The following is a 21,942-nucleotide window of genomic DNA, read 5'->3' on the forward strand; positions in this document are numbered from 1 at the left end:
AAAGGGTGCTCAGCCCACGAAGGGCGGGACAGCGATCTCGCCCCGGGCCACCGGCATCACGTGGCCGGCGACCGTCGCGCCCACCGCCACCCCGCCGGCGGCGGTCACCGTGCAGGCCAGCGCGGACGGCCGGTTGATCTCGATGCCCTGGCGGACCGCGTACTCGGAGCGGCCCTCGCCGGGCAGCAGCCCGCTGGCGACCAGCCAGACGCCCAGGCCCAGGGCCGCCGAGCCGGTCGCCGGGTCCTCCGGCACGCCGAGGCCCGGCACGAACACGCGGGCGTGCGCGGTTTGCGAGGCGGCGTCCCAGGAGAAGACGCTGACGTGCTCCACGCCGTACCGCTCCGCCGCCGCCGTGTTGACCCTTGCGCGGGCCACCGCGTCCGGGCGTACCGGAAGGTAGGGGAACTCCAGGCCGCAGCCGGCGACCCGGGGCGCCGGGCCGGCGTGGTCGGCGGCGGTGAGGCCGGCCATCTCCAGCAGCGGCTCCGGGTCGAGCTCGGGCCCGAGGGTCGGGGTGCCGCCGGTGAGCGTCGCGCCGGTCGGGGTGACCTCGATGGGCAGCACGCCGGCGCCGCACTCCTGGGTGATCCTGCCCACATCGAACAGGCCGCGCCGGCTCGCGGTCACCGCGGCGCCCACGCTGGGGTGCCCGGCGAACGGCAGTTCCTCGGCCGGGGTGAAGATCCGCGCCCGGTACGTCGCTCCGACCTGCGTGGGCGGCAGCACGAACACCGTTTCCGACAGGTTGAACTCCACCGCGAGCGCCTGCATCTGCTCGGTGGCGAGCCCTTCCGCGCCGAACACCACGGCCAGCGGGTTGCCGGCGAACGGGCGGTCGGTGAAGACGTCCACGATCTCGTACGCCAAGGTCGACATGTTGATAAACACTAGGCCCTTAGGCTGGTGCCCGTGAGCACGCCGAACCGGGTCTACATCGCTCGACTCGCCGGAGTCGCCGTCTTCGACCCGAACGGCGACCAGGTGGGCCGGGTCCGTGACGCCGTGGCCCGGATGCGGCCGACCCAACGCCCGCCCGAGGTCGTGGGTCTGGTGGCCGAGATGCCGATGCGGCGGCGCATCTTCCTCTCCATCAACCGGATCACCTCCATCGACCCGGACGCCGTGGTGCTCGGCAGCGGCACCCTCAACCTGCGCCGGTTCGAGAAGCGCCCGAACGAGCTGCTGGTGCTCCAGGAGCTGCTGGACCGGCGGGTCCAGCTGGACACCGGGCAGGCCGGCTCGGTGGTCGACGTGGCCATGGAGAGCAGCCGCGGAGGCGAGTGGGCGCTGACCCGGGTCGCCGTCCGCGAGCAGACCAGCCGGCTGGCCCGCCGCGGCCACCTGCACCAGGTGGAGTGGGACCGGGTTCGCGGCCTCGGCGGCCTCGCCGACACCCGCGGCACGGCCAACCTGCTCGCCGTGCTGGAGGACATGCGCCCGGCCGACCTGGCCAACGCCCTCCAGGACCTGCCCGACGCCCGGCGCAACGAGGTGGCCGCCGCGCTGGACGACGAGCGCCTCGCCGACGTGCTCGGCGAGCTGCCCGAGCACGACCAGGTGGAGATCCTGGCCGCGCTGGACCGGGAACGCGCCGCGGACGTGCTGGAGGAGATGGACCCGGACGACGCCGCCGACCTGCTCAACGAGCTGCCCCCGCCGGAGCAGGACGTGCTGCTCGACCTGATGGAGCCGGACGAGGCCACCCCGGTCCGCCAGCTGCTGCGCTACGCCTCCGGCACCGCCGGCAGTGTGATGACCTCCGAACCGGTGATCCTGCCGCCGGACGCCACGGTGGCCGAGGCGCTGGCCCGGATCCGCGAGCCGCAGCTCTCTCCCGCCGTGGCCGCGCAGGTCTTCGTGACCCGGGCCCCGCTCACCACGCCCACCGGGCGCTACCTGGGCATGGTCCACTTCCAGGCGCTGCTTCGCGAGCCCCCGGCCGACCTGCTCGGCGGGGTCGTCGTCAACGACATAGATCCGCTGCGGCCGACCACCCCGCTGCCCGAGATAACCCGCCGGATGGCCACGTACGACCTGGTCGCCATGCCGGTGGTGGACCGGAGCATGCGGCTGGTCGGCGCCGTGACCGTGGACGACGTGCTGGACCACTCGCTGCCGCGGGACTGGCGGGACCGGGACGCCTTGACCGGCGCGCCGGTCGACGACGACGCGCCGCTGGACGGCGACCATGGCTGACCAGCGACGGACCGAGCGGCTGGACCAGCCCCGGGCGCCCCGGGGCCTCCGGCTGCCCCGGATCGACGCGGAGACCTTCGGCCGCTGGTCGGAGGGCATCGCCCGGGGCATGGGCACCGCGAACTTCATCGTCTACATGACGCTGGTGATCGCCGCCTGGTTCGCGTGGAACACCCTGGCCCCGGCGAGCCTGCGCTTCGACCCGTACACGTTCACCTTCCTGACCCTGGTGCTCTCCCTCCAGGCCTCGTACGCGGCCCCGCTGATCCTGCTCGCGCAGAACCGGCAGGCCGACCGGGACCGGATCGCACTGGAGGAGGACCGGCGGCGGGCCACCATGCAGAAGGCCGACACGGAGTACCTGGCCCGGGAGATCGCCGCCCTGCGCATCGCGATGGGCGAGGTGGCGACCCGGGACTTCCTCCGCTCCGAGCTGGCCCGGCTTGCCGAGGAGCTGGATGAGGCGGCCGAGCGGCGGCGGAAGCTGGAGCGCCGGCAGCAGGAGCGGGAGGCGCGGCGGCAGGCCGGCACGGAGCCGCTCGACGAGCCCCGCGACGACCTCGACGGCGACTTCGCGCACGACGGCCGCTTCGAGAGCTGACCCGGCCCGGAACGTATTGAACGCCGCGCGCCTCAAGGGGCCAGGCGAGCGGCGTTCGGCCCGATCGTCCCACTTCCCGGCACGCCCCGTCCACCCCTCGGACGGCCATCGATTCGCTCACACCGGCCCCCGCCAGCGGCGGACGCCGATGACCACCGACGTAGCATTGCGGGCATGTCAGCACCCGTCAGCACCGTCTCCGACGAGATCCAGGCCGCCCTGGCCACCGTCAACGACCCGGAGATCCGTCGGCCGATCACCGAGCTCGGCATGGTCCGTTCCGCCGTGGTCGGCGACGACGGCGTGGTCCGGGTGGAGCTGCTGCTCACCGTGGCCGGCTGCCCGCTGAAGGACAAGCTGCGCAGCGACATCACCGCCGCCGTCGCGGCGGTGCCCGGCGTGACCGGCGTCGAGATCGAGTTCGGCGTGATGAGCCCGGAGCAGCGCCAGGAACTCCAGTCGAAGCTGCGCGGCGGCGGGGCCGCCACCGCCGAGCCGGTCATCCCGTTCGCCCAGCCCGGTTCCCGCACCCGCGTCTACGCGGTCGCCAGCGGCAAGGGCGGCGTCGGCAAGTCCAGCGTCACGGTCAACCTGGCCGCCGCGCTGGCCGCCCGCGGCCTCTCGGTCGGCGTGGTGGACGCCGACATCTACGGCCACTCGGTGCCCCGGATGCTCGGCGCCGACGGCGCGCCCACCCGGGTCGAGGACATGATCATGCCGCCGCAGTCGCACGGCGTGAAGGTCATCTCGATCGGCATGTTCACCCCGGGCAACGCGGCCGTCGTCTGGCGCGGCCCGATGCTGCACCGCGCGCTGCAGCAGTTCCTCGCCGACGTCTACTGGGGCGACCTGGACGTCCTCCTGCTCGACCTGCCCCCGGGCACCGGCGACATCGCGATCTCGGTGGCGCAGCTGCTGCCGAACGCGGAGATCCTGGTCGTCACCACCCCGCAGGCGGCCGCCGCCGAGGTGGCCGAGCGGGCCGGCGCCATCGCGCTGCAGACCCACCAGCGGGTGGTCGGCGTGATCGAGAACATGTCCTGGCTGGAGCTGCCCGACGGTTCCCGGATGGAGGTCTTCGGCGCCGGCGGCGGCGAGGCCGTCGCCGAGTCGCTGACCCGGACCATCGGCGCGCAGGTGCCGGTGCTGGGGCAGATCCCCATGGACACCCGGGTCCGCGAGGGCGGCGACGCCGGCACCCCGATCGTGCTGGCCCAGCCAGACGCCCCGGCCGCCCGGGCGCTGGTCCAGGTCGCCGACCGGCTCGCGGTGCGCCGCGAGTCCCTGCTCGGCAAGCCCCTGGGTCTCAAGCCCGCCGGTCGCTGACCGTCCGGAAAGCTTCCCCACCGACCCTCTTCGGCCCATGGCCGAGGGGGGTCGGTCCCGTTACGGGATCAGGTGGCGTCGTCGTAGGAGGGGCGGGGGGCCGGCGCCGGGGCGCCGCCTGTGGCGGTGGCCGGGCGGGTGCCGTTGGTACGCAGGTCGGCCGCCTTCGCCACGTCCTTCAGCTCCTCGTGCACGCCGGTGACGTCCGAGCGCAGGTTGTCGTACATGTTCTGCAGCGGCTTCCGGAGGGCCTGCTCGTCCTCCTCGCTGAGCAGGTGCTTCCGGATGAACGCCTTGGGGTGCAGGTCCTCCAGCTGGATGTCCGTGCCCAGCTCGCGGCTCAGGTCACCGGTGGCGTTCCGCGCCATGTTGCGCAGGTTGCGGACCATCCGGAGGCCGTCGTTGATCACCGTGGGCAGCCGGTCACCGAAGATCAACAGTGCCAGGAGCAGCAGCGCGCCGATCTCCCACCAGTTCAGGTTCTCGAACACTCCGGCCTCCTCATGGCGTGTCAGGGCAAGACTACGCACGTCAGGTGGCCGGCCGGGAGGGGGTGCGGGGTGCCTACTTGGCGTCTGCGGCGAGCGTCACCGAGGCGTTCTGCCGATTCGACCCGCGCCGGTACTCCACCGTCACCACCGAACCCGGGGCGTACTTGCGGACCAGCGCCACCAGATCGGTGGGATCGTTCATCGGATGCCCGTCCAGCCGGAGCACCACGTCCCCGGTGCGCAGCCCGGCGGCCGCGGCCGGTCCGGCCGGCTCGACGCCGTTGAGGCGTACGCCGCCGCCGCTCACGCCGGTGCCGCCCACCTGGGCGCCGATCACCGTGCGCCGGGCCTTGCCGGTGCCGATGATGTCCTCGGTGACGCGCTTCGCCTGGTTGATGGGGATGGCGAAGGCGAGCCCGATGTTGCCGGCCTCCTGGCCGTCGGCGACCAGCGACTTGATCGTCGAGTTCACCCCGACCACCCGGCCGGCACCGTCGACAAGCGGGCCCCCGGAGTTGCCGTGGTTGACGGCCGCGTCGGTCTGGATCGCCGCGTAGTAGCGGGTCGGCCCGCCCGGCTCGCCGGCCATCATGGTGCGGTCCAGCGCGCTGACGATGCCGGCGGTGACCGTGTTGGCCAGGGAGAGCGGCGAGCCGACGGCGAGCACCGGGTCGCCGACGGCGAGCGCGTCGGAGTCGCCGAACTCCACCGGCTTCAGCCCGCTCCGGTTCACCTTGATCACCGCGATGTCCGACTCCGGGTCCTGCCCGACCACGGTGCCCGGTGCGGTGCTGCCGTCGTTGAAGACCACCGTGGCCTTGCCGGGGCCGCCCGCGACCACGTGGTCGTTGGTGACGATGTGCCCGTCGGCGCTCACCACGAAGCCGGAGCCCTCGCTGGTGCCGCCGAGGCTGGCCACCCGGACGGTCACCACGCTGGGCAGCACCTTCTCGGCGACCCCGGCCAGCGACTCGGGCTTGCGTTGGGCGAGCGCCGGGGCCTGCCCGGACTGCGCCCCGAGCGTCGGCACGGCCCCGCCGCCGCGCAGGAAGGCGTAGGTCAGGGCGCTGCCGAGCGAGCCGGCGAGCAGGGCGGTGATCAGCGAGACCAGCACCACCTGGCGCAGCCCCGGCCGGGTCGGCGCGTCCGGGTCGGTCACCGGTTCCGGCTCGCCGCTCCCGGTGACCGGGCCGGCCGGGACCACCACGGCCGCGGGCGCGTACGGGTCGCGCCACGGGTCGGCGAGCGCGTCGGACCACCAGGGCGAGGTCGCGCCGCCCCCGGCGCCCTGCGGGGGCTGCCCGGGCGCCGGCCCACCCGCCGGTGGCGGGCTCCCGCCGGGCTGGCGCCAGTCCCAGCCGTCGGTCACGTCGGTGCCTCCCAGTCCGTCCCCCACGCCCGCGCCGGAGGGCCGGCGGAGCCGACCGTGCCGCACGGGACTCCGTCCAGGATTGCACGGATGCCCCGCGTGGAGTCAGGGGTTGCCGCGGTGATCGTCTGAGGGCGGACTCGCGGCTGCGCCCGCCGGGGCACGCCTCTAGGCTCTCAGTGCCAACCGACCCCTCGCACCAGTCCGCCCGGAGGTGTCCCATCGCCACGGTCGCCGGCTTCGGCAACTCGACCGCCCAGGCGCTCCAGTTCGCCGAGTCGTACGTCACCGAGGACCTCGTGCTGCGGACGGCCCGCGCCCTCGCCCACGAGGTGGGCGTGGACGCGGTGACGCCGGGCGCCGGGGCCGCGCTGCGCCTGCTCGCCGCCGCCGGGAACGCCCGGGCGGTGGTGGAGATCGGCACCGGCACCGGGGTGAGCGGGGTCTGGCTGCTCCGGGGCATGCGTCCCGACGGGGTGCTCACCACCATCGACGTGGAGGTCGAGCACCAGCGCATCGCCCGGCGCCTGTTCCAGGAGGCGGGTTTCGCGTCGGGGCGTACCCGGATCATCACCGGCCGGGCCCTCGACGTGCTGCCGCGGCTCGCGGACGGCGCCTACGACCTGCTCTTCGTCGACGCCGAGGCGACCGGCTTCGCCGCCTGCGTGGACGCCGCGCTGCGGCTGCTGCGCCCCGGCGGGGTGCTCGCGCTCAACGGCGCCCTGGCCGGCGGCCGGATCGGTGATCCGGCCGCCCGCGACATGGAGACGGTGACCGTGCGGGAGACCATCAAGGCGATCCGCGAGTCCGAGCACTGGGTGCCGGCGCTGCTGCCCGTCGGGCACGGCCTGCTCGCCGCCGTGAAGGGCTGACCGCCCCGCCCGGTCAGCCCAGCGTGGCCAGCCAGCGCAGCAGCCCGCGGACGCCCCAGCCGGTGGCGCCCTTGACCAGCTCGCCGTGCACGTCGTCGGACCAGGAGGGGGCGGACATGTCCACGTGCACCCAGCGGTCGCGCAGGTCGCCGGTGAACTCGCGGAGGAAGAGCGCGGCCACCACCGAGCCGGCGCCCAGGGCCGGGGAGCTGTGCAGGTCGGCGATGTCGCTGCCCAGGTACTCGACGTAGTCGTCGGCCAGCGGCATCCGCCAGGCCCGCTCGCCGGCCGCCGTGATCGCGGCCAGCAGGTCGGCGGCGAGGTCGTCGTTCTCGCTGTAGAGGGCGCCGTGCCGCTTGCCCAGCGCCACCGCGTTCGCCCCGGTCAGGGTGGCCAGGTCGACGAGCAGGTCGGGCTTCAGCTCCCGGACGGCGTACGCCATGGCGTCGGCGAGCACCAGCCGGCCCTCCGCGTCGGAGTTGGTGCTCTCGCTGGTCAGGCCGCCGTAGTGGCGGACGATGTCGCCGGGGCGGAACGCCGAGCCGCTGACCATGTTCTCGGCGAGCGGGGCCAGCGTGGTGACCCGCACCGGCAGCCCCAGCGCGGCGGCGCCCAGGGTGGCGGCGACCACCGCGGCGGCGCCGGCCATGTCCTTGCGCATCAGCTTCATGGCCGGCACCGGCTTGATCGAGATGCCGCCGGTGTCGAAGGTGATGCCCTTGCCGACCAGCACCACGTGGGTACGCGCCCCGGCGGGCCGCCAGTCCAGCTCGACCAGGCGGGGGCCGCTCGCCGAGCCGCCGCCGACGGCCAGGATGCCGCCGAAGCCCTCGGCGGCCAGTTCCTCCGGCCCGCGCACCCGCAGGTGCAGGTCGGTGCGGCCGGACGCGGCGGAGGCCACCTGGGCGGCGAACCACTCCGGGTTCTTGGTGGACGAGGGGGTGTTGGTCAGGTCCCGGGCCAGCCGGGTCATCTCGGCGGTGGTCCGGGCCGTGTCCAGGGTCGGCGCGAGCGCCTCCGGGTCCCCGACCACGACGTCCACCTCGGCCAGGGCGGGCGTGCCGCCGGCCTCGGTCAGCCGGTAGCGGTAGGAGCCGAGCAGCAGCCCCTCGGTCAGGCCGCGCAGCGCGTTCGTGGCCTCGTCCGGCAGCGCGATCGTGATATGTGTCTCATCCTTGGCGGCCCGCGCCAACGCCGCGCCGGCGACCCGCCAGTCGTGCTCGTCGCCGGCGCCGACGCCGAGCAGCCAGAGCCTCGCCGGGGTGCCGCCGGGACGCAGGTGCTCCCGCACCTCGCCGGAGGCGCCGGTGAGCCGGGCGGCCGGCAGCAGCGCCACCGCCTCGGCCCGGACGTCGTCGCCGGGCGGGGCGGCGGTCGGGACCAGCGCGGCCGGGCCGTCCGGCCCTTCGGGACGAACGGGCAGGACGAGGGTGTCGGGCCGCGCGGGACCGTTCACCAGACGAATGGCCAGCACGCTGGACCGTACCTCCGAAGATTGCTCGAATCGGGACACTTTGCCGGTCACCGGCCGACGAAGACCCTGAGCCACCGGCTCGGCCGGTGGCTCAGGGTAGGACGAACCGTTCGCGCGGCGAACGCCGCGCGAACCGCTCCTCGAATCAGCCGGCGGCCGCCTTCAGCGCGTCACCCAGCGCGGTGGCCTCGTCGGGAGTCATCTCGACGACGAGCCGGCCACCACCCTCCAGCGGGACCCGCATGACGATGCCCCGACCCTCCTTGGTGACCTCCAGCGGACCGTCGCCCGTCCGCGGCTTCATCGCCGCCATGTTGTCTCCCCTCAGACCTACACCAGGGTCGGTGGGTTGCCCCACAGCCACTTCGTCATGACCACCCGCAACCGTCGCGGGGGCGTCGACCAACGATTTTCCCTGATGAACACCGCCGGACCCAAACCGAAGCAGCATTGATGTAACAGCATCTAGCTTATCTTGGATAGGCCTGTCACAATGTGCGGTCATGCAGGCACGGTCGGCACTCTTCGACCTGTACGGCGACCACCTCCGGGCGAGGGGTGGCCGCGCACCGGTCGCCGCCCTGGTCAAGCTGCTGGCGCCGCTCGGGATCGCGCCACCGGCGGTCCGCACCGCGGTCTCCCGCATGGTCCGCCAGGGCTGGCTCGAACCGCTGCGGCTCGCCTCCGGACCCGGATATTCGATCACACCGAAGGCGGCCCGGAGACTGGACGAGGCGGGCGCCCGGATCTACCGCACCGGCCGACACGCCTGGGACGGCCGCTTCGACCTGCTCGTGCTGGAGGCGCCCGCGTCCCGGCGGGAGCGGCAGCGGCTCGCCGCCAACCTGACCTACCTCGGCTACGGCACGCTCGACGACTGCACCTGGGTGGCGACCCGGCCGGGCGAGGACGTCGACGTGCTGCTCGCCGAGGCCGGGGTGCGCTACGAGCGGTTCACCGCGGCGCACGCCGCCGGCACCCCCGGCGCCATGGGGGTGGTCCGCCGCGCCTGGGACCTGGCCGAGATCGGCCGCGCCTACGAACGGTTCGTCGCCGAGCAGAAGCCGTTGCTCACCGGGGTCACCGTGCGCAGCAGCGACGAGGAGGCGTACGCGGCCCGGTTCCGGCTCGTGCACGCGTGGCGTACCTTCCTGTTCCGGGACCCGCAGCTGCCGCCGGCGCTGCTCCCCGAGCGCTGGCCGGGCAGCAGCGCCGCCAGTTTCTTCGACCGGCACGCGGCCCGGCTCCGGCCGTCCGCCGACCGGTACGTGGAGCACTGCCTCGACGCCGGCAACCGCCTAGCCCGACAGAAGGGTCGTTAGAACGTGACCGAGCCGCTGCTCGTCGACCGCACCGACGCCGTCGTCACCGTGACGCTGAACCGCCCGACGGCGATGAACTCGCTCGACGTGGCGCTCAAGGAGGCGCTCCGGGACACCCTCGCCGAGCTGGAGGCCGACCGGTCCTGCCGGGCGGTCGTGCTGGCCGGCGCCGGCGGCTCGTTCAGCGCCGGGCAGGACCTGCGGGAGCACGTGCAGACCCTGGAGTCCGCCGACGCCGACCCGCTGGGCACCGTGCGGGCGCACTACAACCCGATCGCCGCCCGGCTGGCCAACCTGCCCAAGCCGGTGGTCGCCGCGGTCCGGGGCATGGCCGCCGGGGCCGGCGCCTCGCTGGCGTTCCTCGCCGACTTCCGGATCGGCGGCCCGAAGACCCGGTTCCTCATGGCCTTCGCCGGGGTCGGGCTGGCCGCCGACACGGGCGCCTCCTGGACGCTGCCCCGGCTGGTCGGCCACGCCAAGGCCGTCGAGCTGCTGATGCTCGCCGAGCCGGTGGGCGCCGAGGACGCCTGCCGGCTGGGCCTGCTCACCCGGCTGGTGGACGACGACGAGAAGGTGCTCCCGGCCGCGCAGGAGCTGGCCGCCCGGCTCGCCGCCGGCCCGACCGTCGCGTACGGGGCGATCAAGCGGCAGCTCTCCATCGCCGACGCCGGCACCCTGGCCGACGCGCTGGCCGCCGAGGCCCAGGCCCAGGCGATCTGCGGCGCCACCGCCGACCACCGGGCCGCCACCATGGCCTTCGTGAACAAGCAGAAGCCGGTCTTCGAGGGCCGCTGACCCGCCGCGGGTCAGTCGTCCTCTTCGGGATCCTGGTTCGCCTCGGCGCCCAGCACGAACGCCTGCATGGCCAGCTCGTCGCCGGACGGCGAGACGAAGGCGGGCAGCTCGCGGGGGCCCAGCTCCTGCACGTAGGACCAGAAGAGCCGGACCGCCTCGGCGGGTGAGGCCGCCTCGATCGGCAGGTCGAGGCTGACCAGCCAGGAGCGGCGGGCCGGCGGCGGGCCGATCCGGTCGGCCAGCGCCCGGAAGCGGGCCGGGTCGAGCCCGGTCACCGGCCCGCCGAGGGCCAGGCCGGGCACCGGCACCGGCTCGTCGAGCACCCGCCGGGTGTACGTCACCACGAGCGCCCCGGGACCGGCCTCGGACTGCGGGTCGTCCGGGTCCTCCCGGACCTCGCCGGTGGCCGACGCGACCCGGCCGAGCCCCACCAGCCGCAGCGGCTCGTCGACCAGCACCGCGACCGGGTCACCGGGGCGGGGCCGGACGGCCCCGTCCAGCCCGGTGAGCTCCAGCGTGTCGTGGTGCACCAGCCGCTCGGCCTCGTAGCGCTCGGCGGGCAGCAGCACCGCCCACGCGCCCGGCGCGGCGCCGCCCTCGGTCGTCCCGCTCGTCCGCGGCTCGGTGTCGGTCATGTCCCAATCCCATCACGCCGGACCGGGGCCGGTCCCGGCGCGTCCGGCTCACGCCCCGGGACGGTCGCGGACCGCGTGGCAGCCGGCGAGGTGGTCGTCGACCATGCCGGTGGCCTGCATGAGCGCGTAGGCCGTGGTGGGGCCGACGAAACGGAAGCCGTTCTTCTTGAGCGCCTTGGCCATCGCCGTCGACTCGGGGGTGAGCGCCGGCACCTCGCCGAACGACCGCGGCCGTGCGGCCCGGGGCGGCGGCGCGTAGGACCACAACAGCGCGGAGAGGCCGTCGGGCAGCGCCAGGGCGGCCCGGGCGTTGGCGACGGCCGCCTCGACCTTGGCCCGGTTGCGGACGATCCCGGCGTCGGCCAGCAGCCGGGCCACGTCGGCCTCGCCGTAGCCGGCGACCTTCTCGATCCGGAACTCGTCGAAGGCGAGCCGGAACGCGGGCCGCTTGCGCAGGATGGTCAGCCAGGACAGGCCGGACTGGAACGCCTCCAGGGTCAGCCGCTCGTAGAGCGCGTCGTCGCCGCGCAGCGGCCGGCCCCACTCCTCGTCGTGGTAGACGGCGTAGTCCGGGGTGCTCGCTCCCCAGGCGCAGCGGGGCAGCCCGTCGGCGCCGGTCACCAGGTCAGTCACGCCGTACACGGTAGGCCAGGGCACCGACAGCGGGCGGCGGCCGGCGGTCAGGGCAGCCGGCCCTGCTCCACCAGCCGGGCGAACTTCTTCAGCGCCTGGGTCAGGCTGAACTTCGAGCCGGGCCAGAGCACCGGCCAGGCCACCCGGCCGGCCGCCCCGCCGGGCAGGTGGAACCACTCGTGCCAGACCACCTGGGTCCGGTCCCGGCCCAGCGGGGTGCAGCGCAGCACGCCGGGGCCGCGCAGCAGCCGGCCGCAGTGCACCACCCCGACCTCGTACGGCGCGTCCACCCGGACCACCCGCATCTCGTCGCGGAGCACGGCGGGGCCGAGTGCGGTGACCGCCTCGACCAGGCTCCCCTCGCCGCCGTCCCCCTCGACCACCCGGACGGTGGTGAGCGGGATCCAGTCGGACTGCCGCTCCCAGGCGGTCAGCGCGGCGAACACCCGCTCGGCCGGCGCCTTGACGATCACCGTCGCGGTGACCTCGGCGGCCCCGGGCTGCGCCGCCTCGGCGAAGCCGGCGCCGCCGTCCGCGCCGATCACGCGGACTCCGAGCGGACCACCGGTCCGCGGTCCCGTTCTTCGTCGTCGTCGCTGTCGGAGCCGTCGGCGGCCGGGCCGGCGTCGCGGTGGCGGTCGGTGGCCGGGCCGGCCTCGTGGGCGCCGTCGGCGGTCCGGCCGGCGCCGGTGGCGTGGCCGGCGTCGCCGTCGGTCGGCTCGGCGGGCGGCCGGAGGCCGACCTCGGGCGGGGTCTGGTCGACCGGGAACGCCACGGGGGCGATCGGGGCCGGCCCGCCCGTGGCCGCCGCCGGGGCGGGGGTGGACGGCAGCGTGGCCACGTCCTCGACGGCGGCGGCCGCCGGGGCCTCCGCCACGCCGGCCTCGGCGGTGAGCGACCCGCCGGGCGGCGGGTCGGCGATCGGCCGGCCGGCGGCCGGGGGTGTGGCGGGAGGATCGGCGTCCGCACCGGTCGCCGCGGCCTCCGCGCGGGCCCGGCGCAGGGCGTCGGCCTCCTCGATCCGGCCCTCGCGGAGCGCGGTGTTCTCGGCCTCCAGCACGCCGATCAGCTCGGACTTGTAGCCGATGTCGTACGCGGCCCGGCGCAGCGCCGCGTCGACCTGGGCCATCCGGTAGCCGCGCAGCGCGGTGTCGAAGCGCACCTCGGCGACGTCCGACTCGTCCAGCGGGCGGCTGCCCGGCAGGGGTACGGCCCGCCCGTCCGGCTCGGCCGGTGTCAGGCCCGGATCCCGCCCGGAGACCAGCACCGTCACCCCGAACACCACCGCCGCGACGACCAGCGCGACGACCAAGAGGAGCAGAACCTCACCCATGGGGAGATCGTGGCATGCGGGGCGGGATCGGGCGAGCCCTCCGCCGCCTCCGATCGGAATCGCCGGGCGGGATAGCGTCGGGGGCGACCGGGGCGGATCGGCGATGCGGAGGCGGGAATGACCGGGGCGCTGCGGCTCGGCGGGCGGACCTTCGCCCCCGGCGAGCTGGTGGTGATGGCGATCGTCAACCGCACGCCGGACTCGTTCTTCGACCGGGGCGCCACGTTCGCCCAGGACAGCGCGCTGCGCGCGGTCGAGCGGGCGGTGACCGAGGGCGCCGAGATCATCGACATCGGTGGGGTGAAGGCCGGGCCGGGCGACGAGGTCGACGTGAGCGAGGAGATCCGCCGCACCGTGGACACCATCGCCGCGGTCCGGGCCGCCTTCCCGGACGTGGTCATCTCGATCGACACCTGGCGCGCCGAGGTGGCGGTGGAGGCGGTGGCGGCCGGCGCCGACCTGCTCAACGACACCTGGTCGGGGGCGGATCCCGCGCTGGCCCGGGTCGCCGCGGCGACCGGCGCCGGGCTGGTCTGCTCGCACGCGGGCGGCCTCAGCCCGCGGACCCGGCCGCACCGGGCCGCGTTCGACGACGTGGTGGCCGACGTGGTCGCGACGGTCACCGGCCTCGCCGAGCGCGCGGTCGGCCTCGGCGTACGGCGGGACGGCATCCTGATCGACCCGGCGCACGACTTCGGCAAGAACACCCGGCACTCGTTGGAGATCACCCGGCGGCTGGGCGAGCTGACCGACACCGGCTGGCCGCTGCTGGTCGCCCTGTCGAACAAGGACTTCATCGGCGAGACCCTGGACCTGCCGGTGCCGGACCGACTGGAGGGCACCCTGGCCGCCACCGCCGTCTCGGCCTGGCTGGGAGCGCGGGTGTTCCGCGCCCACCAGGTCCGCGAGACCCGCCGGGTGCTGGACATGGTGGCCACGATCCGGGGGGACCGGCCGCCGGCCGTCACCCGGCGCGGGCTGGCCTGAGCCGGGTCAGGCCCAGCGGAGGATGTTCCGGCGCCAGGCGTAGAGGATGCCGAGCGCCACCACGGCCACGAAGACGCCCATCTCCACCACGGTGGTCACGCCGAACCCGGGCCGGTCGAAGATCAGCGCCCAGGGGAAGAGGAAGACCGCCTCCACAGCGAAGAGCACGTAGAGGTAGGCGTAGACGTAGTAGCGGATCTGCATCTGCGCCCAGTCGCCGCCGACCGGGTCGAGACCGCACTCGTACGTGGCCCGTTTGCCCCAGGGATCGGCCGGACGGCCAGGACGTAACACCCGATTGGCTGAGAACGCCGTAACGAAGAAGAGCACGGCGGCCAGCAGCAGCAGTCCGAGCGTGGCGTACGACCCGAGGTATCCGGTCACGGTCGGGAGCCTACCGGGCCGGTCGTCACGACACCCGAAACACGTTACGTATTTGTTTCCTCGCGGGACTAGTGCTCGAAGGCAACTGTTGTCAAATAATGAGACTTCACTGAGCGTCACGGAGGACAGATGGCCCGCCCCCGCGTACGGCCTGCTCGGCGCGCCGCGCTCCGAGGCGCCCCCGCGCTGCTCGTACCCGCACTGATCGCCGGCATCACGGCGGCCGTCGCGGTGGCGCCGACGTGGGCGGCGGCCTCGCCGACCGTGACCGGCGTGGTCCGGGCGGCCGAGCCGGGCGACCCGGGCGAGCCGGTCGGCGAGCCCGGCACCGACCCGACCGAGCCGACGCCGACCGTGGACCCCACGACCACGGAGCCGGTGCCGACGACCCCGCCGCCGACCGAGGAGGCGCCGCCGACCACGCCGCCGGCCCCGACCACCACCGCGCCGGCGCCGGTGCCGACGACCACGGCGCCCGGCGAACCGGCGCCCACCACCACGTCGCCGACCACCACGGCGCCCGCTCCCCCGCCGGTCGGGCCGCCGCCCGCCGGACCGCTACCGGGCCAGCCGGGCCAGCCGGCCGGCAGCCCGCTCGGGGTGCGGGTCACCACCGAGGACGTCGTGCTGACCCCCGCCTACTGGAACGCGGACAGCACGGTGACGACGCTGCGGGTGACGGTGGCCAACACCGGCGGCCGGACGGAGCGGATCCGCCTGGGCTACACCCTGCCGGCCGGTCTGACCGACGCCGGCACGCCCGGCTGCGCGTCCGCCGGCGGGGGCAGCCACCTCTGCGGCGAGTGGACCGCCGCCCCGGGCGCCCGGTTCCGTGCCTCCATCCGGGTCCGGGTCGACGGTGCCGCCTGGCGGTCCATGCCGCTGAGCGGGTCGGTCCAGGTCACCGCCACCGCCCCCGGGGTGGCCGGCGCGGCCGGCGACGACGAGGGCTTCGCGGTTCTCTTCCCGCCCGGGCCGCCGGTGCCCGGCATCTCGCTCCGGGCCGACGAGGTGCTCTTCGACATCAGCGGCGCGCCGAGCACCCTGGCCGTCCGCCTCGGCAACACCGGCAAGGTCGACGCCGCGGGCCGGGTCGACGTGGTGCTTCCCGCGGGGGTCACGGTCAGCGAGCCGCCGGCCGGCTGCGCGGTGGCGGCCCCGGACCGGACCCGGTGCGAGCTGGGCACGGTCCCGGCCGGCCGAACCGTCACCCTGAGCCTGCCGGTGGCCGCCTCGGCGGAGGCCCAGCGCCGGGCGCCACTGGCCGGCGCCGTGATCGCGCGGCTCGACCCGCGCAGCGGTCGAGACCGGCAGGTGCAGATGAGTTTCCGGATCACCGCCGCGGCCGCGCTGGCCACGCCGGCGGTCGGCGCGCCCGCCCCGACCGGGTCGCAGGGCGTGGTGGCCGCCGCCGGTGGGACCACCGACGACGGCGCCGGCTCGGTGCACCGGACGGCGATCACCCTGATCGGGGTCTCCGGGCTGCTGGTGGTGCTGGCGCTGGCCCTGGCCACCACGTCGCTGCGCCGCCGCATGGGCGGCCCGGCGACCGACCCGGTCGTCCGCCCCGCCGAGGAATGAGTCGCGGAGGAGTCGGGCCGGTTGCGGTGATCTGAATTACGGGCCGCGGTACTAAACGCCGCAAAGCCGGGCATACACCGGCCCGATCAGGTCCCATACGTCGGACCTCCACCAAGGTTGCCCTAACGGACCGACGTAGGCTCTGACGTGAGAAATGGAGCGGGTCGAGCCAGCGACGGACGGCCTGCGACAGCAGCGCGTCTAGGAGGGCACGTGGCCGGGCAAGGCGGGGTCACCATCACGTTCAGCCGCCCGTGCGACGGCGCTCAGCGAAGCGAGGTGCGGGCGTGACCAAGCAGATCCGTCAACTGGACCGGGTGGTCATCCGGTTCGCCGGCGACTCCGGCGACGGCATGCAGCTCACCGGCGACCGGTTCACCTCGGAGACGGCGCAGCTGGGCAACGACATCTCCACGTTGCCCAACTTCCCCGCCGAGATCCGCGCCCCCGCAGGCACCCTGCCGGGCGTGTCGAGCTTCCAGGTGCACTTCGCCGACTACGACATCCTGACCCCCGGCGACGCGCCGAACGTCCTCGTGGCCATGAACCCGGCCGCTCTCAAGGCCAACCTGACCGACCTGCCGCGCGGGGCGGACATCATCGTCAACACCGACGAGTTCACCCGGCGCAACCTGGCCAAGGTGGGCTACGCGACCAGCCCGCTCGACGACGACTCGCTCGCCGGCTACGTGGTGCACCCGGTCGCGCTGACCTCGATGACGATCGGCGCGCTGGCCGAGCACGCGGTGTCCAAGAAGGACGCCGAGCGGGCCAAGAACATGTTCGCGCTCGGCCTGCTGAGCTGGATGTACTCGCGCCCGTACGAGTCGACGCTGCGCTTCCTGGAGCGCAAGTTCGCCGCCCGTCCCGAGCTGGTCGCGGCGAACGTGGCGGCCTTCCGGGCCGGCTGGAACTTCGGCGAGACCACCGAGGACTTCTCCGTCCGCTACGAGGTCAAGCCGGCGAAGATGCTGCCGGGCACCTACCGGAACATCACCGGCAACGCGGCGCTGTCGCTGGGTCTGGTGGCCGCCGGTGTCCGCTCCGGGCTGCCGGTGTTCCTCGGCGCGTACCCGATCACCCCGGCCTCGGACATCCTGCACGAGCTGAGCAAGCACAAGAAGTTCGGCGTGATCACCATGCAGGCCGAGGACGAGATCGCCGCGGTCGGCGCGGCGCTGGGCGCCTCGTACGGCGGCTCGCTCGGCATCACCACCACCAGCGGCCCGGGCGTGGCGCTCAAGAGCGAGACCATCTCCCTGGCCGTGGCGCTGGAGCTGCCGCTGGTCATCGTCGACGTGCAGCGGGCCGGGCCGTCCACCGGCATGCCCACCAAGACCGAGCAGGCCGACCTGAACATGGCCCTGTACGGCCGGCACGGCGAGGCCCCGGTCGCGGTGATCGCGCCGAAATCCCCGGCGGACTGCTTCCACGCGGCCCTGGAGGCGGCGCGGATCGCGCTGACCTACCGCACCCCGGTGCTGCTGCTGTCCGACAACTACGTGGCCAACGGCTCCGAGCCGTGGCTGCTGCCGGACGTGGAGAGCCTGCCCGACCTGCGGGTCGAGTTCGCCACCCAGCCCAACGGCGAGGACGGCACCACCTTCCTGCCGTACCTGCGGGACCCGGAGACCCTGGCCCGGCCGTGGGCCATCCCGGGCACCCCGGGGCTGGAGCACCGGATCGGCGGCCTGGAGAAGGCCGACAAGACCGGCGACATCTCGTACGACCCGGCGAACCACGACTTCATGGTGCGCACCCGGGCGGCCCGGATCGAGACCATCCCGGTGCCGGACGTCGAGGTGGAGGACCCGGACGGCGACGCCCGGGTGCTGGTGCTCGGCTGGGGCTCGACGTACGGCCCGATCGGCGCCGCCTGCCGGGGCCTGCGGCAGCGCGGGCTCTCCGTCGCCCAGGCGCACCTGCGCCACCTGGCCCCGATGCCGGCCGACCTCGGCGAGGTGCTGCACGCGTACGACCGGGTGGTCATCCCCGAGATGAACCTCGGCCAGCTCGCCCACGTGGTCCGGGCGAAGTACCTGGTCGACGCGATCGGCTACAACCAGGTCCGCGGCCTGCCGTTCACCGCCGCCGAGCTGGAGACGATGCTGGAAGAGGTCCTGAAGAATGTCTGAGCCCGTCGCCCTCAAGCTCACCGCCAAGGACTTCAAGTCCGACCAGGAGGTGCGCTGGTGCCCCGGCTGCGGCGACTACGCGATCCTGGCGGCCGTCCAGGGCTTCATGCCGGAGCTGAACATCCCCCGGGAGAACATCGTCTTCGTCTCGGGCATCGGCTGCTCGTCCCGCTTCCCGTACTACATGAACACCTACGGGATGCACTCGATCCACGGCCGCGCCCCGGCGATCGCCACCGGCCTGTCGGTGACCCGGCCGGACCTGTCGGTCTGGGTGGTCACCGGTGACGGCGACGCCCTCTCCATCGGCGGCAACCACCTGATCCACGCGCTGCGCCGCAACGTCAACCTCAAGATCCTGCTGTTCAACAACCGGATCTACGGGCTGACCAAGGGCCAGTACTCGCCGACCTCCGAGATCGGCAAGGTCACCAAGTCGACGCCGGTCGGCTCGGCGGACGCCCCGTTCAACCCGCTGTCGCTGGCGCTCGGCGCGGAGGCCACCTTCGTGGCCCGGACCCTCGACTCGGACCGCAAGCACCTCCAGTCGGTGCTGCGGGCCGCCGCCGAGCACCAGGGCTCGGCGTTCGTGGAGATCTACCAGAACTGCAACATCTTCAACGACGGCGCGTTCGACACGATCAAGGAGCCGGCCACCCGGGACGACTTCCTGATCCGGCTGGAGCACGGGCAGCCGATCACCTTCGGCAAGGACGGCCAGTTCTGCGTCGTCCACCCGCCGGGCGGCTTCGGGCTGGAGGTCCGGGACACGGCGACGACCCCGGCGGAGGACATCGTGGTGCACGACGCGGGAGTCGCCGACCCGGCGTACGCCTTCGCGCTGTCCCGACTGCCCGGGCTGGACCTGCGGAACACCCCGATCGGCGTGTTCCGCTCGGTGGACCGCTCGTCGTACGACAGCGTGGTGCAGGAGCAGGTCGCCGCGGCGAAGGCCGGCGTCGACCAGACCCCCGAGCAGCAGCTCGCCGGGCTGCTCTCCGCCGGCGACACCTGGACGATCCTCTGACCCGTCCCTGACGACAGCCGAAGGGCGGGCCGTTCCCCCAGGGGGACGGCCCGCCCTTTTCTCGTGGGCTCAGGCCACGGCCGAGGCCGGCACCCACAGCTCGTCGATGGCCCGCTCGGCGGCCGCGAGGCTCTGCTCGTGCAGCGGGATCAGCTCGGTCATGGCCGGGTTGACCGGGGCCAGGGTCAGCTCGGCCGAGATGAAGCGCGGCTCCATGCCGGTCATCGACAGGCCGTGCGGGAGCCAGGGCTCGGCGTGGTCCCAGCCCTCGCGCGGGGTGCCCGGGCCGTAGCCGCCGCCCCGGCTGCCCAGCACGATGAACTCGCGACCGCCGAGCAGGCCGGCCCCGGTGGCCGGGTCGTACGCGATGCCGGGCGCGATGAGGTGGTCGACCCAGGTCTTCACGCTGCTCGGCGCGCCGTAGTTGTAGAGCGGGAGGCCGAGCAGGATCGTGTCGGCCCGCCTCACCTCGTCCACCAGCCGCTCGCTCAGCTGCCAGGACTCGCGCTGCGCCGGGGTGTGCTGCTCGGCCGGCACCATCCGGGCCAGGCCACCGGCCTCGTCGAGGTGCGGCAGCGGCTCCCGGCCGAGGTCGCGGTAGGTGACCGTGCCGCCCGGGTGGGCGGCGCGCCACGCGGCGGCGGCGCGGGCGGTGAGCCGCCGGCTGACCGAGTGCTCGCCCCGGATGCTGGAGTCGATGTACAACAGGTGTGCCATTTGGTTAACCCTCCACGGATCGTTTGTGTAGCGCCAACCATTTATAGCAGGCCGATGTTCCACGCCCTGCGTAAACTGGGTCACATGGCAGCCGTACCGGTCGAGGAGTCGGAGCACCGCTCCGGGCCGCTGCTCGACCACCTGGCCCGGCGGATGCGGCTCCGGTCGGAGTCGGTGCTGGCGCCCCTCGGGCTGCGCCCCCGGCACCTCGTCGCGCTCACCGTGCTGCGCGACTCCGACGGCATCAGCCAGCAGGGGCTGGCCGGCACACTCCAGATCGACGGCACGAACGTGGTCGGGCTGCTCAACGACCTGGAGGCGGAAGGGCTGGTCGAGCGGCGCCGGTCACCCGAGGACCGCCGCCGGCACGTGGTGAGCCTCACCGGGGCGGGCACGAAGCGGCTCCGCGAGGCCGAGTGCGCCCTCGCCGCCGCCGAGGAAGAGGTGCTCGGCGCGCTGGAGCCGGCCGAGCGGGACACGCTCTACGAACTGCTCCGCCGGGCGACCAGCGGCCGCCCGGTCAACTGCGCCGAGGCGTCCGGGGACGAGCCCGACACCGCCTGCTGACCGCCAGGCGGTCGGCCGGCTCGGGGAAAGGTCAGACCGTCGCCGCGGACTGCGGCCGGTCGTCACGGACGTGGACCAGCATGTCGCCGGTCTCGATCACCGCGCCGGCCTTGTCGTTCAGCGCGACCACCTTGCCCCGGCGGACCAGGGCGATGACCAGCGACTCCAGCTCCCGAGGCGACCGGCCCACCTCGCTGCGCTCGGCGGAGCGCATGGCCAGCGCCATGCCCTGGCCGGGGGTGAGCAGGTCCTCCACCACGTCGATCAGCGGCGGGGCGGAGGTGGACAGGCCGAGCAGCCGGCCGGCCGTGGCCGAGGAGACGATCACGTGGTGCGCCCCGCTCTGCTTGAGCAGCGGTGCGTTCTCCGCCTCCCGGACCGCCGCGATGATCCGTACCTGACCGGCGGTGAGCTGCCGGACGGTCAGCGCCACCAGCACCGAGGCGTCGTCGCTGTCGGTCGCGATGATGACCGACTTGGCGGTGCGGATGTGCGCCTCCTCCAGCACGGAGGAGCGGGTCGCCGAACCCTCGATGGCCACCAGCCCGGCCGAGGTGGCCTGCCGCAGCGCGGCGCCGCTCCGCTCGACCACCACGATCTTGGACTTGTCCAGACCGTTCTCCAGAAGCGCGGAGACGGCGCTGCGACCCTTGGTGCCGTAGCCGCAGATGATGACGTGGTCCTTCACGATTCTCCTCCACCGCGTCAGGCGACGGCCCGTCCGGTACTGCTCGGTCAGGACTTCCAGGGTGGTGCCGACCAGGATGATCAGGAAGAGCACCCGGGCGGGGGTGACGAACAGGACGTTGACCAGGCGCGCCGAGGCGGCGGCCGGTGTGATGTCGCCGTAGCCCGTGGTGGAGAGCGAGACCACCGCGTAGTAGAAGCAGTCGAGGAGGGTGAGGCCGTCCTCGTTCACGTCGCGGTAGCCGTCGCGGTCGATCCAGACCGCCGCCACCACGGCGAGGACCAGACCCAGGGCGGCGAGCAGGCGCAGACTCAGCGCGCTCAGCGGCCCCCGCCGTTGCGCGGGAAAATGGATCACCGTCGGCCCTGCTCCGCCACCGTCGCCTGCACGCCCACAACATAGCGGGTACGCCGGGATCCGGCCTGCCGGGGCGACGATCACGCGAGCGGGTGCACCACAGGTAAGGATCTCGTCACATTCATCACCGTCGTGACGGGTGAGACTCGGGGGATCGACCGTCTGACGAGGGAGAACCCGGATGCGGACACGTACGGCACTGGCCACGGGGGGCGTGGTCCTCGGGATGCTGCTGGCCGGCGCGGCACCGGCGGTGGCGAGCCGCCCGGATGACCGGCCGACGTCCCGGCCGACCGGGGTGACCCGGCCACCCCGGCCCAAACCGACCGCCTCACCATCGCCGACCAGTACACCGCCACCGACCGCCACCGCCACCCCGTCGCCGACCGGCACGCCCTCCCCGACCGGCACGCCGTCCCCGACCGGCTCACCGACCGCGACCACACCGG

Annotated in this window: 22 protein-coding genes and 1 pseudogene; 11 read left to right on the plus strand and 12 right to left on the minus strand. The window is 74.1% G+C overall.

Features of this window, described 5'->3' with window-relative positions:
• Positions 1 to 9: 9 nt before the first annotated feature.
• Complete coding sequence (locus tag NLX85_RS08510) at positions 10 to 879, minus strand: PhzF family phenazine biosynthesis protein (protein ID WP_254333079.1); 870 nt, start codon at positions 877 to 879, stop codon at positions 10 to 12.
• A gap of 33 nt (positions 880 to 912) precedes the next feature.
• On the opposite strand from NLX85_RS08510, the gene NLX85_RS08515 reads away from it, so the two are divergent.
• The 3 genes from NLX85_RS08515 (at position 913) to NLX85_RS08525 (ending at position 4,126) form a co-directional block, all read left to right on the plus strand.
• On the plus strand, positions 913 to 2,199 hold the full coding sequence (locus tag NLX85_RS08515; protein ID WP_254333086.1) for a magnesium transporter MgtE N-terminal domain-containing protein: 1,287 nt from the start codon (positions 913 to 915) through the stop codon (positions 2,197 to 2,199).
• Positions 2,192 to 2,800: a DUF1003 domain-containing protein gene (locus NLX85_RS08520; protein WP_254333088.1), complete on the plus strand. Its 609-nt coding sequence runs from the start codon at positions 2,192 to 2,194 to the stop codon at positions 2,798 to 2,800. The genes NLX85_RS08515 and NLX85_RS08520 overlap by 8 nt, the downstream gene beginning before the upstream one ends.
• A gap of 174 nt (positions 2,801 to 2,974) precedes the next feature.
• The gene (locus tag NLX85_RS08525) at positions 2,975 to 4,126 is read left to right on the plus strand and encodes an Mrp/NBP35 family ATP-binding protein (RefSeq protein ID WP_254333090.1); all 1,152 of its coding nucleotides are present in this window, start codon (positions 2,975 to 2,977) and stop codon (positions 4,124 to 4,126) included.
• 68 nt (positions 4,127 to 4,194) lie between these two features.
• Here the strand turns inward: NLX85_RS08525 and NLX85_RS08530 are convergent, their stop codons facing one another.
• Entirely contained in the window at positions 4,195 to 4,617 is a 423-nt protein-coding gene (locus NLX85_RS08530) for a preprotein translocase subunit TatB (RefSeq protein ID WP_254333092.1), read from the minus strand.
• 73 nt (positions 4,618 to 4,690) lie between these two features.
• Positions 4,691 to 6,001, minus strand: a complete 1,311-nt coding sequence (locus NLX85_RS08535; protein WP_254333720.1) for a S1C family serine protease — start codon at positions 5,999 to 6,001, stop codon at positions 4,691 to 4,693.
• Between the two features lie 164 nt (positions 6,002 to 6,165).
• Here NLX85_RS08535 and NLX85_RS08540 point away from each other — a divergent pair, with 164 nt between their 5' ends.
• Positions 6,166 to 6,858, plus strand: coding sequence for an O-methyltransferase (locus NLX85_RS08540; RefSeq protein ID WP_374628060.1), 693 nt, complete (start codon positions 6,166 to 6,168; stop codon positions 6,856 to 6,858).
• Between the two features lie 13 nt (positions 6,859 to 6,871).
• On the opposite strand, the gene NLX85_RS08545 is transcribed toward NLX85_RS08540, so the two are convergent.
• Positions 6,872 to 8,332, minus strand: coding sequence for a M17 family metallopeptidase (locus tag NLX85_RS08545; protein ID WP_254333093.1), 1,461 nt, complete (start codon positions 8,330 to 8,332; stop codon positions 6,872 to 6,874).
• 145 nt (positions 8,333 to 8,477) lie between these two features.
• The gene (locus tag NLX85_RS08550) at positions 8,478 to 8,645 is read right to left on the minus strand and encodes a DUF3117 domain-containing protein (RefSeq protein WP_013283866.1); all 168 of its coding nucleotides are present in this window, start codon (positions 8,643 to 8,645) and stop codon (positions 8,478 to 8,480) included.
• Positions 8,646 to 8,835: 190 nt separating this feature from the next.
• Between NLX85_RS08550 and NLX85_RS08555 the strand changes: the two genes are divergently transcribed.
• Together NLX85_RS08555 and NLX85_RS08560 are read left to right on the plus strand one after the other, a co-directional pair.
• The gene (locus NLX85_RS08555) at positions 8,836 to 9,654 is read left to right on the plus strand and encodes a PaaX family transcriptional regulator C-terminal domain-containing protein (RefSeq protein ID WP_254333095.1); all 819 of its coding nucleotides are present in this window, start codon (positions 8,836 to 8,838) and stop codon (positions 9,652 to 9,654) included.
• Positions 9,655 to 9,657: 3 nt separating this feature from the next.
• Positions 9,658 to 10,449 carry an enoyl-CoA hydratase/isomerase family protein gene (locus tag NLX85_RS08560; RefSeq protein ID WP_091314581.1) on the plus strand — a complete coding sequence of 264 codons (792 nt, stop codon included), beginning with the start codon at positions 9,658 to 9,660 and terminating at the stop codon, positions 10,447 to 10,449.
• Positions 10,450 to 10,460: 11 nt separating this feature from the next.
• Here NLX85_RS08560 and NLX85_RS08565 read toward each other — a convergent pair whose 3' ends face one another.
• The 4 genes and pseudogenes from NLX85_RS08565 to NLX85_RS08580 all read right to left on the minus strand — a co-directional run.
• Positions 10,461 to 11,084: a hypothetical protein gene (locus NLX85_RS08565; RefSeq protein WP_254333097.1), complete on the minus strand. Its 624-nt coding sequence runs from the start codon at positions 11,082 to 11,084 to the stop codon at positions 10,461 to 10,463.
• Positions 11,085 to 11,132: 48 nt separating this feature from the next.
• Complete coding sequence (locus tag NLX85_RS08570; protein ID WP_254333099.1) at positions 11,133 to 11,717, minus strand: DNA-3-methyladenine glycosylase I; 585 nt, start codon at positions 11,715 to 11,717, stop codon at positions 11,133 to 11,135.
• Between the two features lie 47 nt (positions 11,718 to 11,764).
• Positions 11,765 to 12,262: an SRPBCC family protein gene (locus NLX85_RS08575; protein ID WP_254333101.1), complete on the minus strand. Its 498-nt coding sequence runs from the start codon at positions 12,260 to 12,262 to the stop codon at positions 11,765 to 11,767.
• 305 nt (positions 12,263 to 12,567) lie between these two features.
• A pseudogene (locus NLX85_RS08580) lies at positions 12,568 to 13,050 on the minus strand (DivIVA domain-containing protein); the annotation flags it as partial.
• 117 nt (positions 13,051 to 13,167) lie between these two features.
• Between NLX85_RS08580 and folP the strand changes: the two are divergent.
• On the plus strand, positions 13,168 to 14,037 hold the full coding sequence (folP, locus tag NLX85_RS08585) for a dihydropteroate synthase (protein WP_254333103.1): 870 nt from the start codon (positions 13,168 to 13,170) through the stop codon (positions 14,035 to 14,037).
• Positions 14,038 to 14,043: 6 nt separating this feature from the next.
• Here folP and ndhC read toward each other — a convergent pair whose 3' ends face one another.
• Positions 14,044 to 14,421 carry an NADH-quinone oxidoreductase subunit A gene (gene ndhC, locus NLX85_RS08590; protein ID WP_091314599.1) on the minus strand — a complete coding sequence of 126 codons (378 nt, stop codon included), beginning with the start codon at positions 14,419 to 14,421 and terminating at the stop codon, positions 14,044 to 14,046.
• A 129-nt stretch (positions 14,422 to 14,550) separates the two neighbouring features.
• Between ndhC and NLX85_RS08595 the strand changes: the two genes are divergently transcribed.
• The 3 genes from NLX85_RS08595 (at position 14,551) to NLX85_RS08605 (ending at position 19,164) form a co-directional block, all read left to right on the plus strand.
• Positions 14,551 to 16,002 (plus strand): hypothetical protein, encoded by a 1,452-nt coding sequence (locus tag NLX85_RS08595; protein WP_254333104.1) that lies wholly within the window; start codon positions 14,551 to 14,553, stop codon positions 16,000 to 16,002.
• Between the two features lie 287 nt (positions 16,003 to 16,289).
• Complete coding sequence (locus tag NLX85_RS08600; protein ID WP_254333106.1) at positions 16,290 to 18,137, plus strand: 2-oxoacid:acceptor oxidoreductase subunit alpha; 1,848 nt, start codon at positions 16,290 to 16,292, stop codon at positions 18,135 to 18,137.
• Positions 18,130 to 19,164 (plus strand): 2-oxoacid:ferredoxin oxidoreductase subunit beta, encoded by a 1,035-nt coding sequence (locus NLX85_RS08605; RefSeq protein WP_254333108.1) that lies wholly within the window; start codon positions 18,130 to 18,132, stop codon positions 19,162 to 19,164. Before NLX85_RS08600 ends, NLX85_RS08605 begins: the two co-directional genes overlap by 8 nt.
• A gap of 69 nt (positions 19,165 to 19,233) precedes the next feature.
• On the opposite strand, the gene NLX85_RS08610 is transcribed toward NLX85_RS08605, so the two are convergent.
• A complete protein-coding gene (locus NLX85_RS08610) occupies positions 19,234 to 19,881 on the minus strand; it encodes an FMN-dependent NADH-azoreductase (RefSeq protein ID WP_254333116.1) in 648 nt (215 codons plus the stop codon).
• Positions 19,882 to 19,965: 84 nt separating this feature from the next.
• On the opposite strand from NLX85_RS08610, the gene NLX85_RS08615 reads away from it, so the two are divergent.
• Positions 19,966 to 20,448, plus strand: coding sequence for a MarR family winged helix-turn-helix transcriptional regulator (locus NLX85_RS08615; protein WP_254333118.1), 483 nt, complete (start codon positions 19,966 to 19,968; stop codon positions 20,446 to 20,448).
• A gap of 31 nt (positions 20,449 to 20,479) precedes the next feature.
• On the opposite strand, the gene NLX85_RS08620 is transcribed toward NLX85_RS08615, so the two are convergent.
• Positions 20,480 to 21,493 carry an NAD-binding protein gene (locus NLX85_RS08620; protein ID WP_254333120.1) on the minus strand — a complete coding sequence of 338 codons (1,014 nt, stop codon included), beginning with the start codon at positions 21,491 to 21,493 and terminating at the stop codon, positions 20,480 to 20,482.
• Positions 21,494 to 21,942: the final 449 nt, after the last annotated feature.

It is taken from the genome of Micromonospora sp. A3M-1-15, assembly GCF_024213425.1.
Classification (GTDB): domain Bacteria; phylum Actinomycetota; class Actinomycetes; order Mycobacteriales; family Micromonosporaceae; genus Micromonospora; species Micromonospora chersina.

Excerpts from the sequence above, each read along its gene's own strand:
- NLX85_RS08510 (WP_254333079.1), bottom strand. The coding sequence starts at position 879 with ATGTCGACCTTGGCGTACGAGATCGTGGACGTCTTCACCGACCGCCCG.
- NLX85_RS08520 (WP_254333088.1), top strand. The coding sequence starts at position 2,192 with ATGGCTGACCAGCGACGGACCGAGCGGCTGGACCAGCCCCGGGCGCCC.
- NLX85_RS08525 (WP_254333090.1), top strand. The coding sequence starts at position 2,975 with ATGTCAGCACCCGTCAGCACCGTCTCCGACGAGATCCAGGCCGCCCTG.
- NLX85_RS08550 (WP_013283866.1), bottom strand. The coding sequence starts at position 8,645 with ATGGCGGCGATGAAGCCGCGGACGGGCGACGGTCCGCTGGAGGTCACC.
- NLX85_RS08555 (WP_254333095.1), top strand. The coding sequence starts at position 8,836 with ATGCAGGCACGGTCGGCACTCTTCGACCTGTACGGCGACCACCTCCGG.
- NLX85_RS08565 (WP_254333097.1), bottom strand. The coding sequence starts at position 11,084 with ATGACCGACACCGAGCCGCGGACGAGCGGGACGACCGAGGGCGGCGCC.
- folP (WP_254333103.1), top strand. The coding sequence starts at position 13,168 with ATGACCGGGGCGCTGCGGCTCGGCGGGCGGACCTTCGCCCCCGGCGAG.
- NLX85_RS08595 (WP_254333104.1), top strand. The coding sequence starts at position 14,551 with ATGGCCCGCCCCCGCGTACGGCCTGCTCGGCGCGCCGCGCTCCGAGGC.
- NLX85_RS08605 (WP_254333108.1), top strand. The coding sequence starts at position 18,130 with ATGTCTGAGCCCGTCGCCCTCAAGCTCACCGCCAAGGACTTCAAGTCC.
- NLX85_RS08610 (WP_254333116.1), bottom strand. The coding sequence starts at position 19,881 with ATGGCACACCTGTTGTACATCGACTCCAGCATCCGGGGCGAGCACTCG.
- NLX85_RS08615 (WP_254333118.1), top strand. The coding sequence starts at position 19,966 with ATGGCAGCCGTACCGGTCGAGGAGTCGGAGCACCGCTCCGGGCCGCTG.